Raw genomic sequence first — 15169 nt, forward strand, 5'->3', positions numbered from 1 at the left:
GTTTTTTAATCCTGAATTAATTGCCTAATTTTCGGCATACTAGAGACTATACCTTCTCCTCGGTCATTAAATATGGGATTATCATTTACTCCCCAAGTTCCCGTAGCTTCTAGGGAGTACAGGGTTCCTAACAAACGAGCGCCATTTTGGTCAATATTAGTATTTTCCGCCTGGGGATATACTGGCTTCCAGAGATTGATAATATAACGACAATAGGCGGCGACTAAACGACAGGATAAAGCATCATCAAGAAGCGATCGCACAATGGCTACAGGTCTCGGATAATCATCTAATAATTCACTATAGACTAATTCCGCCGTTTTGGGTTTAAATTGAGCCACCCCAATAGACCAGTTAGCCCAATAAACTAACCGAGGGAAAATTCTGGCAATAATTTCTTCCAAATCATCTTTAAAACCTCGCCGTTGTAATTCATCTAAAATAATCCCTCCCACAATTTCGGGAGAAATCGCAAACTCAGTGGCGGCATTATGAATATGATGGCGCAGTTTATGAATGATTAGCTCTTTTTTAGACCAGCTAGAAATTGAAACCATGGCTTGATATTTACTCGCGAAAATTTGATAAATTTGTTAATGCCTGTATTAACATTTAATCAGCCTGTTAATTGCTGAAGTCCTGACCATAATGCAAACGTTCGGCTTCTACCTCCTCCCACATTTGTTGACGTAGCACAACTGGTGCAATTATTTCTCCCTTTGGTCGCCAGTCTCGCAGTCGCATCACTATGTTAATATCACCGACCCTCACCCATGCTTGATAGTAGGCATCATCAGGAGAACGTTGCCGCAAAATTTTCTGGATAAGTTGTCTTTCTTCCCTATTATTAATCTGGGTTTCAACGGAGCTAAATAATTCCGAATAAGGGATTTTTTGAAAAGTTGAATGTCTCACAGTATCATCCACATAATTACTAGCAAAGTCTACAGGAAAGCGCATAATCAATAGAGCTTTAGGTAGATAAAAATTAAACCCCCAGGCTTCCTCTAGTTGTTCTTCAATCCATCCAGGATTAGGAAGTGTACCAGTTTCGTGCTGTTTTTTGAGCAGTTGAGGAACTGCTGGATCATCCCAGGATAAAATCCTCAATTGGGGAGACATAATGCGATCGAGTCGATAATTATGCCAAGTGATTTCACCCCAAGGATCAACTCCATAAGCACTTAGATATTTAGCGCGTCTAGCATAGTGTAAACACACAGGATACACTGTAACTAAAGCCACCCTGTTTTCCCTTGCCACCCAGGTTTTAAATTGAATTATGCCACCATCACGATTATACCATAAGGATTCAATTTGTTGTTGCCAATCATCGACTTTTTCTTGGATTTCCGACGACAGAATATAGTCAAAGTGCAGAAATATCCGCCGATTTTTCTCGGTCAAATAGTCAGATGAGTTAGGCGTTGAGTTAGTCAATTCCTCCCACAATGTATTAATGGCGATGTCAATATCTGGCTGTACAAAAGCCACTGATTCTAATATATGAATAAGATGGGATTTTTGGGTAGAAGATAGTTGCTCAAAGTGGCGGCTAGGGTGAGTGGCTATAGGTGGCTTTGGTAACTGTTGGGGAGGGAAAGAATAATAGCCTTGGCGGGTTCTATGCTTTAACCATCCCTGGGATGCTAACAGGGTTAAATCGTCTCGTAATGAACGGTGAACAGTAGCAAAAGGACAGTCATCTAGGTGAGTTTGAATTTCCGCGACAGATAAGCCTGTGCGTTGGGATGTTTCAGTTACCCATTCACTCAAACTTTGAGGTAAGTTACTATGGCTTAATATGGTACTAAGTGACTGATGACATAAACATTTGGGGTCAGAACAATTTACGGTTAATTCTTGGGCTGATAAAGTTTCGCCTTTGCTATGACTGAGAGAAAATAGACGATCGCGTAATTGGCTATAACGAAATGGCTGGGATAGAGATTGAACCCAGTTAAATTGTCCTCCATAAAGGCGATCGAGTATTAACCACATTCTGACTGATCTATGTAACCGACTAGGAAACTGTCCCTGACTCAACCATTGCAAAATCGCGGGAGTAGGTGGATAAGTAAACATACTAATTAGTTGTAGAAGTACCCTCTTCAATTGCTATGCCATAATACTCTACAATATTTGTAGCTTAATTTGTCGGTTAAAAAAAATGCCCCAGTCTGCTGAACCAGCGATTAAATTAACTTTAAGTCAATCCCGGTCTGTACAAGGGTTAAGTTATCAGATTCTGTCTATTGAATTGGTAACTAAAGACCGCCTAATCTCCCCGGAAGATTTGAGAGACCAGAATTTACCTGCCCACATTGACTATAAAGGTGGTATAGTGATTTCAGGGCGTGGTCCGATCTGGCTTTATGGCTATCTAATTCATGAACTACACCCGGCTGCTTGGGTGGCTTGCTACGATCCGCGCTTAGGTGCGGTGGTAGTTTCCACCCACTCCCGCCAAACTCAGGTCGGACAGGTTTTATCTATCGATGTACAGGAAAATTTACCCCCGCGTTTGTGTCCAGCCATGATGATTGTAGGACCACCTGACAGCGGTAAATCTGTCCTGTCCCACGCACTATTCCGCACCCTATTAACTGAGTATTCTGACATATATTTACAGAGGGCTCACTGGGATGGTGAAGGTAACTGGATTTTGGAGTTAGGGGAGATGACAAAATCAAGCGATCGCGAAGCCTATAAACTTGCTTATAAGGGTGGGATAACTGATAATTTTTTCCAGCATCATAGTCAAGCTATCCTTAATCTACGTCGTCAAAAAACTTTAGTTGTGGTAGATGTAGGTGGTCAAGTACAGACGGAAAAAGTACCGTTACTAGAAGCCTGTACTCATTATTTAATCATTAGTTCTAAGCCAGAAGAAATTGCCCATTGGCATGAATTTTGTCGCGATCGCGGTAATCTCAAATGTCTGGCGGTTCTGCATAGTTCTTTGGAAATAGAGGAGGTAATCCATAAACGGGAACCTTGGCTAGAAATGACTTGGGGTGTACTGGAACAAGGGGGTATTTGCCAAATTCCCACAGTTTTACTAGAGCAGGTAAAAACACTCCTAAACAAACCGCAGTAAAGTCTACTTTAATTCACCAATTAATCAGAGGTTATCTCATGTATAAAATTTGGTGTAATCATCTAGTATGTTGAGGGGGAAATTTACCTATTAGGGAGAGTTTCCCCCATGTTATCTGTGATGATTATGGGTTGACAAATTGGTGATTTGGTGATAGATTTAATGTCATGTCTTGAGAAGAGAGTTAATTGTTAAATTCAGGTTGGATTTATCGGGAACAAGTCGATCGCCTTAGCGCCGGATTAACTATCTTGGATTACTATAGCAAGCGATATACCCATTCCAGTAGAAATGAATGGTGCGATCGCATTAATAAGCAGCAGATTTGGTTAAATGGAAAGCCAGCGACAGCAGAAATAGAACTTCAAGCCGGACAGCAACTCGCCTATCATCGACCCCCGTGGAGTGAACCAGATGTTCCCCTATCTTTCCAGGTAATTTATGAAGATGCAGATATTTTAGTAGTTGCTAAACCGTCAGGACTTCCAGTGATACCTGGTGGCGGTTTTTTGGAACATACCCTACTGCGACAATTACAAAGGAAATATCCCCAGGATACACCGATACCAATTCATCGCTTAGGTAGGGGAACATCAGGACTGGTGCTATTGGCGAGGTCTACCTTAGCGCGATCGCATTTAACCCAACAAATGCGCCACCGACAAATTACTAAGGTTTATTTAGCCTTAGCTGAAGGTTGTAGTCCTAGGGATTATTTTAGTATTAATTGTGCGATCGGCAAAATTCCCCATCCGATTATCGGGTATATTTACGGCGCGACAGAAACCGGATTATCCGCCGAAAGTCACTGTCAAGTAATTAAGCGAGACACCGATAAAATGATCGTACAAGTAACCATTCTGACAGGTAGACCCCATCAAATTCGCATTCACCTCGCCGCCGCCGGATTTCCCCTAGTGGGAGATCCTCTTTATACCATTGGCGGAAAGCCACGCATACCCGACCCAACCTCAAACCATCATAGCACATTTCCGGGAGATTGTGGATATTATTTACACGCTTATTCTCTGAGTTTCCAGCATCCTCAAACTGGCGCAAATCTCCATCTAACCGCTACCCCACCCCAGGAATTATCTACCGAATATCCACCTATGTAGATATTTGGGTTTTAATCATTTCACAAAAACTCAAGAAGGTTTGAAAACTTTTTAAATGCTGACTATTAAATACTGTCCTTTTTTGCAATTCTTGTAAATAATATTGTTTTGTAGCCTCTCCAGGTCTGGTTTTCGTATATGATATATTTTTGGCTGCGAAAATCTTTTTTAAATATTCACCGTGAAACTCAGCATGATTTCTCTTATTATAGCTACCCATAGCTTCCGGATCATCTTGAGAAACATCATAATAATTAACATAATCTAATAATGGAGATTTTAAAGGTTGTCTGGAATCAAAAATTTTTCTATTTCCCAATAGCCAAGTCTCTATGCAACGATTTTGCACAATAATTTTAATTTTAGTATTCCCTATATTTAGATTTTTGCTCTTTTGAAAATCATCAATAAATTCTTGAACATAATTTAATCTTTGCTCCACAGTTTCTTCATCAGCATCTACACAAATCACTAAATAATCATAATTGTTTGTTTCCCGAATTTTGTCAATAGCGTTATCAAGACCATCATGCAAAATAGCCGGATAGCCTTCCCCACTTATGAGATAATAATTATTCTTTTTAACTTGGTCATAATATTGAACTTCGGTTAATTCAGGAACTAAATATGACAGCCATTTGGGATAAAGTTTTTTTTCCGTACTATTTCCCTCTACTAAGAAGTAAATATTCATTAATCCTCCCCATCTTCTTCGTTATCTTTAAGGACATTAATTAAATCAATAAAAGCCTTTTGTCTCGATTCTGGGATATGAAAATCTTTGGCACTTTTCACGGTGACTAAACCCCCTTTACGAGTGACTATTTTCCAATAAGCAGGACTGATATTATTAATGATATAAGGGTGATGGCTGGTCAGAATAAATTGAGATTGTCTATCGGTTAAAATTAACTCCGTGACCTGTTCAATGCAATTAACTCCTAAACTATTCTCAAATTCATCAATCAGAATCACGCCATCATTAGGAGATAAATATAATTCACTGATATACATCAAAGTTTTAAACATTCCTGATGAAATATTATCAATCCATTTGTCTACCCCTTTTTCCTTAATACTCACCATCGTCGCCTCTTGTAATAATCGGGATAATGCCATAGGAATATCCTCATCTTTTAAAGTTTCTACTTTGATATCTTCGACATTATTAAAGATACTGATAAAAGTTGTTTTGATTTTGGCAAACTCTTGGGGAAGTATTCTATAAACAATAGCTAATTTAATAAAAATAGGTAAATCACTTCCTTTAATAACTGACAAAGAGGCATTTTCATGCTTTCTAAATACAGAGACTGGTAATCTCCAGATTTTATCAAAATCACGTTCTGAATCAGTAATTATAATTTTGTCTAGTTCTTGTTTAATTGGAATAATAATATCTTCTTCTTTTAATAATTCTATAACGCTCTCAAAAGGCGATAACTTAGGGGTTTTTGAACCCTGAAAAATTATCTGTTCTGGTGTTCTCTCGACGACAATGATATTTTGATTTAATTCTACTAGAGTTTCTTCTATAATTCTAACCGAGTCTTCTTTCTCAGAATCACTATCAATAAGGGTTAAATTTTCTTTGGTTTCAAATTTACCAGACCACAGATATTGATGATTATCTTTGGTAGAAAAATTAACACTCCAGCTAACGCCATTTAAAGACGCACCATTAGCTATGGCTTTTAAACTATAGATAGATTTTAAGATTCTGGTTTTCCCAGCACCAGACACCCCCACCAGTAGGTTACAATTTTCTAATAAATCTATGGGTGCCAGCCTCCATTGATATTCTTCATCGTAATATTGTAGTTGATTGATTTTCATAGTTTGACGTTATCGGTAAATTATGGCAGCAGCCAATTATAACATAAATCTAGGCACTTAATTAATTATCTGGATTGATTATTCGTTGAACCTGTAGCCATAATTATAGCCTAGGTATCAAAAAAGGTGGGTAAAATACCCACCTGATTTACTAACTATTTCAATGCGTCAATTAGCTGAGATTTTGCTGTTGATAAAGCCTCGGGTAATTTACTAGGGTCGCGTCCGCCAGCTTGGGCTAAATTCGGACGACCACCGCCGCCACCGCCGCATAATTTAGCGATCGCACCAATAAACTTACCAGCCTGCAACTTCTTATCCTTAATTACCACCGGACTAAAAGCCGCCACCAGGCTAACCTTACCATCACTTACAGACCCCAAAACCACCGCACTTTCGCCTAATTTCTGCTGTAAACGTTCCGCCGCCGTTTTCAGGGACTCTCCATCAACTCCGGGAAGTTCCGCCACCAGAATTGGCAAATCTCCCACCCTTTCAGCAGTAGATAATAATTGGTCAGATTGTGCTATAGCCAACTCAGCTTTCACAGCTTCCAACTGTTTCTGAGTCGTTTTTAATTCCGCTTGTAAATTAGTGAAGCGTTCTGGCAATTCCTCGGGTTTAGCTTTCAAGCGATCGCCTAATTCTTTAACCACCGCATCTCGGACATTCAAATAATCCAAAACCGACTGTCCCGCCACAGCTTCAATGCGCCGAATACCCGCCGCAATTCCGGTTTCCGAAACTATCTTAAATAATCCAATTTCCGCCGTATTAGTAACATGAGTTCCGCCGCACAACTCCATAGATACACCCGGGTAATCAACCACCCGCACCACCGCCGCATATTTTTCCCCAAACATAGCGATCGCCCCCTTATTTTTAGCCTCCTCTAAAGCCATTTGTGTCACCGTGGCTGGGTGTGCTTCAGCGATCCAACTATTCACCTGATTTTCCACCTGTTGTAACTCCTCAGTTGTCAAAGCACGAGGACAGTTAAAATCAAATCGTAGGCGGTCAAAAGCCACCAAAGAACCCGCCTGAGAAATACCCGGATCAACAATTAATTTTAGTGCCGCTTGCAATAAATGGGTAGCCGTATGATTAGCCTGCGCGCGACGACGACAAGCGCGGTCAATGCGTGCATTCACAGTAATTCCCGCAGTTAAAGTTCCCCTTTCCACCCTACCAAAGTGAATAAAAATATCCGAATCTTTTTTCACATCATCAACCCGGACAATCACATCAGAAGTAGTCAAATAACCGCGATCGCCAATTTGTCCCCCAGACTCCCCATAAAAAGGAGTTTGGTCAAGCACAATTTGCACCTCACTTCCAGCCACCGCTTCCGTCACCGATTTACCAGCAATTAAAACCGCCTCCACCGTCGCTTCAGAGTCCGGGAAATCATAGCCCAAAAATGTCGTTGGGTGGATCTGTTCTGCCAACTTATCCAAACTACCCTGAACAGTTAAATCAATAGTTTCATGGGCGGCTTGCGATCGCTTTCTTTGGGCAGACATTTCCGCCTCAAAACCATCCACATCAACAGTTAACCCATTTTCCTCAGCTATTTCCTGAGTTAATTCTAGGGGAAATCCATAGGTATCATAGAGAACAAAAGCATCCTGACCAGAAATTTGATCCGGCTGTTTTGCCAACAATTCAGCCAGCAGTTTTTCTCCTCTTTCCAAAGTCTCCAAAAACCGCGATTCTTCCCGTTGCAATTCCCCCTTAATCACCCTTTCCCGTTCGCGGGTATTCGGGTAAACATCTTCCGATAAACTAATCGCCGTTTCCGCCACCTTCGTAGTAAATTCTCCCGTGATACCAATCAAGCGCCCATGACGTACCACCCGGCGAATTAAGCGCCGCAGAATATAACCTCGCCCCACATTAGAAGCAGTCACCCCATCAGCAATCAGATGAACCACCGCCCGCAGATGGTCCCCTATCACCTTGAGAGAAACCTTAGTTTTATCATCACTTTTAGCGTAATCAATACCCGCCAGATCCGCCGCCGTTTTAATAATCGGGAAAATCAGATCAGTTTCATAGTTGTTCGGCACACATTGCAGAATTTGCGCCATTCTTTCCAACCCCATACCCGTGTCAATATTCTGATTTTGTAAAGGGGTCAGGTTGCCATCAGCATCCCGGTTATATTGCATAAAAACCAGGTTGTAAAATTCAATAAATCGGCTATCATCTTCCAAGTCGATATGGTCATCCCCCTTTTCTGGGTGGAAATCATAATAAATCTCAGAACAGGGGCCACAGGGTCCCGTCGGTCCAGATTTCCAGAAGTTATCTTCTTCACCCATACGTTGAATGCGGTGGGGGGGGATACCAATTTGATCTCGCCAAATCGCAAACGCTTCGTCGTCCTCCTCAAATACACTAACAATTAAACGTTCTGGCGGCAGTCCGAATACCTCGGTAGAAATTTCCCAACCCCAAGCGATCGCTTGTTCTTTAAAATAGTCTCCAAAGCTAAAATTACCCAACATCTCAAAAAAAGTATGATGGCGGGCGGTGCGTCCTACATTTTCGATATCATTGGTGCGGATACATTTCTGGGACGTAGTGGCGCGGTTAACTTCCCGGGGTCGCTGTCCTAGAAATATGGGTTTAAACTGTAGCATTCCCGCGATAGTTAGCAGGACGGTAGGATCTTCTGGGACCAAAGAAGCGCTAGGCATAATTTTATGCTGACGTTCGGCGTAGAAATTGAGGAATTTCTGACGAATTTCGCTCCCGCTGAGGAATTGTGGTGAATAGGACATAATCAATTAACAATTTGGAACTCTAAAATCTCAGGATCAATGAAGGATCGAGTTTTCAATCTCATCACCTCTATTTGCATTGTCGCACTCGCAGCTTTAGGCGGCGGTTTGGCGGGGATCTTGTTTCGGGTGTCCGTGGTAGTTCCGGTGAAAAGCCAGGTAACTACCCAATTACTAGCCTGGAAGTCCCCTAAAAACCCCCTATTGGCTGCTCTGAAAGCCCAAGGGGAACATTCAGTCGCCATTCAACCGGGGGAAGTGCGACCTCTCCCCGGCGCTTTGGACGATATCCCAATGTTTAATAGTAACAGCCCGGAGTGGGTGAAGCAGGAGGGAATTTTGCTATCCACATTTCCCCCTCATGGTAAGGCTGTCCCAGAAGCCCATCTTGATTATCCTCTGGGGGGTGAGTTTGAATTGTTCGCCCATCACTTCGTACATACGCCACCAGAGTCCAAAACCCTCTATATAGGTATTTTGGTCTACAACCCCCATAACGAGCCTGTGAGGCTGTATATTCCGGCGGTGGCGAGTTATTTGTTGGAACCTGATGCCCCTTTTCAGGAGAAACCGCCCATGGCTGATAATTCCCTGGGAAATGTCTATTCAGGACCCGGTATTCGCGCCGTTGATGCGGTGATGCGGGGAACCCGACTAGCCGATTTTCCCTCTCAGTTAGAAATTCCCCCCGGCGAAATGCGGATGTTGTTAAATCATCCAATTCCCGTTAAAGGCTTGGAACGTCCGGTCAATGGGCGATCGACTTTTATGCGCCTCAATTGTACCACCAGTGGCACTGTTCCCACTCCTTCTCATGTGTATGTGGCAAGTTTGGCAATGTATGCCAAGATTTCCCCTGATGGTAAGGAGCGATCGCCAGAATTACAAGAATGGCAAAATCTCCTGTATAATGGCAGTTTAGCACAGCCTCGCGATCGCTTACCAACTCCACCCGAACAAACTACTGGTCAGTTAGTTTATAGTCGAGTCGCTGGAGTACAAAAGGGTTCTAAATGGCAAGCCGATTTAGTTGATGAAGCCGCTAACTACCTAACTATTCCTGAAGCCGGAAAAGCCATTTCTTATGTGATTAGTACCATCCGAAGCGGCACCTTGGGAACCCGTCAAATTCAAGCCGCCGAATTAGCCGTTCGCTATCCTGATACTGCTTATCAATCCCATGGTAATTATGGCGTTCATTATGATCTAACTACTCCCCTGTTTAATCCTACAGATACTCAACAGGTAGTCACCATTACTTTAGAAACTCCTCAAAAGGAAGAAAACCTATCCCAAGGCGGGTTGATGTTCCGACAGCCTCCCTGGGATTTCCCCTATTTTCGCGGCACCGTCCGCCTACAATATCACGACGATCGCTCTGTGGAAAATACTAAATATCTGCATTTATGGCATCGTCGCGGACAAATTCTTGAACCCCTACTAACTCTCAAGCTGAAGCCACAAGAAACCCGTTTAGTTCGGTTAGATTTCCGCTATCCCCCAGATGCTACACCTCCCCAGGTGGTGACTATCAGAACCTTAAAATAGTCCCGTAAATCCCCGTTATTTAATCACCTGTAAATCCTCACCCATGAGACTTATCAAACTGCCCAAAAATCAACCGCACTATTAGGGCAAATCAATCATAATCACAAGTCATCAACCAAAACTCACCCTGCAACTTTTCCCCATATCCATCAACGACAGCTTATAATTGGCTATTGTCGTAATATCAACTTAACCGTCAAATCAGACCTATAGCATATCACTGTTAACATGAGAGCAAATCTAATTTTCGCCCATCTCAACCATAGCGCCGATTTGGTGAATCTGCTTACAGCCGATCCGAATTTAACTACAATTCTGGTAGGGGTAGCCATTGCCTTTGGTCTAGGTGCAATTCATGCCCTATCCCCAGGACATGGTAAAACCCTAGTAAGTGCCTATTTAATCGGCAGTAAGGGAACCCCACAACAAGCCATTTTACTAGGAGTCACCACCACAGCCACCCATACCCTCAGTGTTTTTGTCTTAGGTGCGATCGCCCTATTTGCTTCCCAATATATCTTACCAGAACAATTGTATCCCCTACTGAGTGGTTTCAGTGGATTCGCCATTTGTCTCATTGGCTTAGACCTACTCAGAAAAAGATTAAATTCCCACAGCCACAGCCACAGCCACAGCCACGGTCACAGTCACAGCCACGGTCACAGTCACAGCCACAGACACGGTCACAGCCACGGTCACAGTCACAGCCACAGCCACACCTCAAGTAGTGTATCATCTCTGATTAAATTAGGGATTGCTGGCGGGTTAGTTCCTTGCCCTACAGCACTTGTTCTGTTATTAAGTGCAGTAGCCCTACACCAGATCGTCTATGGATTATTTCTAGTGGGCGGTTTTAGTTTAGGGTTAGCATTAGTCCTAGTCAGTTTAGGCTTAGTAGCCGTTTATGCTGGTCAGTGGCTGGAAAAGTTCCCAGAAAATCAGATGATTTTGCAGAAGTTATCTATTGTAAGTGCCTTCTTTGTCGTTTTGATTGGCATGGGTTTAACATTTATCTCAGCCCACTCTTTCGCCTAAAACGACCGATATCAGTAGTGCCAATTAGTCAATTTTAGTAGTCTCAAAAGCCGATGAAATTTAAACAGTTTGTAGTAGCGATCGCCATTTTTATTAGTCTCCTAGGTTTTCCCGGAGATGCCTTAGCCCATAGTGTCCTCACCAACTATCATCTACAAGGGGAAGCCCTAGAAATCGAGGCCGTATTTAGTACCGGAGAAGCCTTTTATAATGCCGATGTAGTCGTGCATCCTCCCGCCGACTCCAATTTGCCCGAGACCAAAGGAATAACAGACGAAAACGGTTTATTTTTGTTTGAACCTGATTACTCAGTCATGGGTAGTTGGGCTGTAGAAATTGGCGAAGGTAGCCACTGGGATAAGTTGATGATTCCCATCAGCGATCGCATTATTGACTTAAATGCCATCAGCCAAGTTCATTATAATTCCCCCCAACGCCATCACCATTTTGGTGATCAAATCATTGTCGCAGAAATTGCCCTTTGTTTCGGACTTTTCGGGCATTTTATGAAAAACAAAATCCGCTTTTAACCACCAGCTACCCTAGTTCCCGTAGGGTGCGTCAGACACCGATAATTATCCTGAACACCCGATAATTGATTGAAGGTGCGTCAGCCGATAGTTATTCGGTGAGGATTTATATAGCCGGGTTTGGACGCACCCTACCAAAATCATGATTAGAGAATTATCCTGAACACCCGATAATTGATTTCTGACGCACCCTACCAAAATCGTTAAATGGTAAATTAACCGACCACAAAATTGACTAACTTACCAGGTACAACAATCACCTTGCGTAGCTGCTTACCCTCTAGGTGTCGTTGAGCAATTTCCGAGTCTTTGGCGAGTTGTTCCAAAGTAGACTTATCCGCCCCATTAGCTACCTGAATAGTGCCGCGAGTTTTACCATTGATTTGAATTACTAAGGTGATTTCATCCACCACTAAAGCACTGGGGTCAAATGTCGGCCAAGATTGTAAATGAACTGAATCACCATAACCAATTTGATGCCACAAATCCTCGGTTATATGGGGACTAAAAGGGGCGAGAAGTTTTAACAGAGTCTCGATACCTTCCTGATAAATAGGCGAGTCTTGAATTTTGCTGTTATCAGATAAGGCGTTACTCAATTTCATCATTTCCGATACGGCTGTATTAAATTGGTAATCTCCCTCTAAATCCTCGGTAACTTCTTTAATAGCATTATGGATAGCGCGGCGCAGGTCTTTTTCGGCTTTATTCAGATTCCCAGTAGTTGATTTGGTACTACTAACCGAGTGATTAGCCGCAAATTCGGTAACTAACCGCCATACCCGATTCAGGAATCTAAATTGTCCTTCGACATCAGCATCATCCCATTCTAAATCCTTTTCTGGGGGTGCTTTAAAGAGGATAAACATACGGGCGGTGTCTGCGCCATATTTTTCCATTACTAATAATGGGTCAACTCCATTATATTTAGATTTCGACATTTTCTCAAAGAAAACCTGCAAGCGATCGCCTGTTTCTGGATCTTTGGGTTCATCAGGGTTAATCTTAGTAGGGGGGATATATTTACCAGTTTTGGGGTTTTTGTAAGTAATCCCCTGCACCATCCCCTGGGTTAATAACCGCTGGAAAGGTTCATCAAATTTTAACAAATTGCGATCGCGTAGTACCTTAGTAAAAAAGCGAGAATACAATAAATGTAAAATCGCGTGTTCAATGCCCCCCACATACTGATCAACAGGCATCCAATCGTTAGTTTTGCTTAAATCAAAAACCTGGTCAGGATTTTTAGCATCAGGATAGCGCAGGAAATACCAGGAAGAATCAATAAATGTATCCATAGTGTCAGTTTCCCGCTTCGCTGGCGTGCCACAACTAGGACAGGGAACATTAACCCAATCTTCTAAGGCTGCTAACGGAGATGGACCACGGCCGCTAAATTCCACATTTTCCGGCAACTTCACCGGTAAATCCCCTTCAGGAACTGGAACCGCCCCACAGTCTGGACAATGAATGATCGGAATCGGACAACCCCAATAGCGTTGACGGGAAATCAACCAATCCCGCAGGCGATACTGAACCCTTCCTTCCCCATAGCCTTCATCTTCGGCATACTCAATAACCGCCTTTTTACCATGTTTAGAATGTTCACCGCTAAAAGGTCCTGAGTCTACCATAATCCCCGGTTCCGTGTAAGCACTCTGTGGTTGATCATCGGGGTCATTATCGTTATCAGCATCATCAGGAACAATCACCTGACGAATGGGCAAATTGTATTGATTAGCAAAGGCAAAATCTCTGACATCATGGGCGGGAACCCCCATCACTGCCCCAGTTCCGTATTCATACAGGACATAATCTGCAATCCAAATAGGAACCTCTTTTTTAGTAAAAGGATTGATAGCTTTTCCACCGGTAGGAATACCGCGCTTGGGTTTATCCTCAGCGGTGCGTTCCATTTCGCTTTCAGCCGTCACTTGTTTAATAAAGGCTTCTACCTCAGCTTTGCGGTCTGGGGTGGTAACTTGGGCGACTAAGGGATGTTCTGGGGCGAGAACAACGTAAGTCACCCCATAGACCGTATCAGGACGGGTGGTAAACACAGAGATTTGATCATCAACTCCCACAATGGGGAAATCTAAACGCGCCCCCACAGATTTACCAATCCAGTTAGCCTGCATTAGTTTCACTCGTTCTGGCCAACCGGGGAGTTTTTCCAGGTCATTGAGGAGTTCTTCGGCGTAGTCGGTAATTTTAAGGAACCACTGGCGTAATAGTTTCCGTTCTACTATGGCACCAGAACGCCAGGAACGCCCTTCATTATCCACTTGTTCGTTGGCTAATACGGTTTGGTCGATGGGGTCCCAGTTAACGGCCGATTCTTTTTGGTAGGCGAGTTCGGCTTGGAAAAATTGCAGAAAAATCCATTGAGTCCAGCGATAATATTCCGGGGAACAGGTGGTTACTTCAGCATCCCAATCAATGGAGAATCCCAGCCGTTGGAGTTGTTCGCGCATTTGGGCGATGTTTTGATAAGTCCAGGTTTGGGGAGGGATACCGCGATCAATGGCCGCATTTTCGGCTGGTAGTCCGAAGGCATCCCATCCCATGGGGTGTAGGACACGATATCCTTGCATCCGCTTGAGTCGTGCGATTACATCGGTGATGGTGTAATTACGCACATGACCCATGTGCAGGCTTCCCGATGGGTAGGGAAACATGGATAGGGCATAAAATTTGGGTTTATTGGGGTCTTGATGGGTTTGGTACAACCCCTGTTCAGCCCATGCGTTTTGCCACTTCTGTTCGATGGATGCAGGATTATATCGGGACTCCACAGTTTAACTCCGCGCTGTTGATGATCATAGAACTCTCTGGGATTATTTTTGCACATTGAGGGCTAGATGGCATCTGTGAAATGCAGTTAGAGGAAATATCCCAGGGGGCCTATCTAATTATTCGGCTTGAATGGATAAAAATTCAATGGTGGGAATCAGGGGGTCTTTGACCATCCCTAACCCAGAAAATCCCCAACGTTGAACAATGCTTTGGATTTGAGAACCTGAGATAGATTCAACGGTAAAGCGATCGCTTACTTCTGCGCCATGTTGGTTCAGGTAGCTAAGGGCTTCAAAATGTTCGGCAAATAGCAGCACATAGCTTTCGGGTAAATCCGGGTTAGGATGAGCGGCTACATATTGACCATCTTTTTGAGAGCAGAGTAAATAATAAACTTGGGAAAACATTTGTCAATTATCC

General features: G+C 43.0%; 12 protein-coding genes. 5 read left to right on the plus strand and 7 right to left on the minus strand.

Annotated elements, in window-relative coordinates; all coding sequences use genetic code 11:
- Positions 1-5: 5 nt before the first annotated feature.
- Both NLZ44_RS04515 and NLZ44_RS04520 read right to left on the minus strand, forming a co-directional pair.
- Positions 6-557: a hypothetical protein gene (locus NLZ44_RS04515; RefSeq protein WP_493751982.1), complete on the minus strand. Its 552-nt coding sequence runs from the start codon at positions 555-557 to the stop codon at positions 6-8.
- A 67-nt stretch (positions 558-624) separates the two neighbouring features.
- Positions 625-2085: a TIGR03985 family CRISPR-associated protein gene (locus NLZ44_RS04520; protein ID WP_493751983.1), complete on the minus strand. Its 1461-nt coding sequence runs from the start codon at positions 2083-2085 to the stop codon at positions 625-627.
- An 85-nt stretch (positions 2086-2170) separates the two neighbouring features.
- On the opposite strand from NLZ44_RS04520, the gene crn3 reads away from it, so the two are divergent.
- Together crn3 and NLZ44_RS04530 are read left to right on the plus strand one after the other, a co-directional pair.
- The gene (gene crn3 / locus NLZ44_RS04525) at positions 2171-3100 is read left to right on the plus strand and encodes a CRISPR-associated ring nuclease Crn3/Csx3 (RefSeq protein ID WP_493751984.1); all 930 of its coding nucleotides are present in this window, start codon (positions 2171-2173) and stop codon (positions 3098-3100) included.
- Between the two features lie 188 nt (positions 3101-3288).
- Positions 3289-4218: an RluA family pseudouridine synthase gene (locus NLZ44_RS04530; protein ID WP_493751985.1), complete on the plus strand. Its 930-nt coding sequence runs from the start codon at positions 3289-3291 to the stop codon at positions 4216-4218.
- Here the strand turns inward: NLZ44_RS04530 and NLZ44_RS04535 are convergent.
- The 3 genes from NLZ44_RS04535 to alaS form a co-directional block, all read right to left on the minus strand.
- Positions 4211-4912, minus strand: coding sequence for a hypothetical protein (locus NLZ44_RS04535; protein ID WP_493751986.1), 702 nt, complete (start codon positions 4910-4912; stop codon positions 4211-4213). The two genes, NLZ44_RS04530 and NLZ44_RS04535, sit on opposite strands and share 8 nt — an antisense overlap.
- Positions 4912-6054 (minus strand): AAA family ATPase, encoded by a 1143-nt coding sequence (locus tag NLZ44_RS04540; protein ID WP_493751987.1) that lies wholly within the window; start codon positions 6052-6054, stop codon positions 4912-4914. Before NLZ44_RS04540 ends, NLZ44_RS04535 begins: the two co-directional genes overlap by 1 nt.
- Before the next feature lie 155 nt (positions 6055-6209).
- Positions 6210-8840: an alanine--tRNA ligase gene (gene alaS / locus NLZ44_RS04545; RefSeq protein WP_493751988.1), complete on the minus strand. Its 2631-nt coding sequence runs from the start codon at positions 8838-8840 to the stop codon at positions 6210-6212.
- Between the two features lie 39 nt (positions 8841-8879).
- Between alaS and NLZ44_RS04550 the strand changes: the two genes are divergently transcribed.
- From NLZ44_RS04550 to NLZ44_RS04560, 3 genes are all read left to right on the plus strand, one after another.
- Entirely contained in the window at positions 8880-10388 is a 1509-nt protein-coding gene (locus NLZ44_RS04550) for a DUF3370 domain-containing protein (RefSeq protein ID WP_111893612.1), read from the plus strand.
- A gap of 228 nt (positions 10389-10616) precedes the next feature.
- Positions 10617-11423: a HoxN/HupN/NixA family nickel/cobalt transporter gene (locus NLZ44_RS04555; RefSeq protein WP_493751989.1), complete on the plus strand. Its 807-nt coding sequence runs from the start codon at positions 10617-10619 to the stop codon at positions 11421-11423.
- Between the two features lie 53 nt (positions 11424-11476).
- Positions 11477-11953, plus strand: coding sequence for a hypothetical protein (locus tag NLZ44_RS04560; protein WP_111891533.1), 477 nt, complete (start codon positions 11477-11479; stop codon positions 11951-11953).
- A gap of 215 nt (positions 11954-12168) precedes the next feature.
- Here the strand turns inward: NLZ44_RS04560 and leuS are convergent, their stop codons facing one another.
- The gene (leuS, locus tag NLZ44_RS04565; RefSeq protein ID WP_493751990.1) at positions 12169-14748 is read right to left on the minus strand and encodes a leucine--tRNA ligase; all 2580 of its coding nucleotides are present in this window, start codon (positions 14746-14748) and stop codon (positions 12169-12171) included.
- A gap of 117 nt (positions 14749-14865) precedes the next feature.
- Entirely contained in the window at positions 14866-15156 is a 291-nt protein-coding gene (locus NLZ44_RS04570) for a hypothetical protein (RefSeq protein WP_111891529.1), read from the minus strand.
- Positions 15157-15169: the final 13 nt, after the last annotated feature.

It is taken from the genome of Arthrospira sp. PCC 9901 (genome assembly GCF_059013425.1).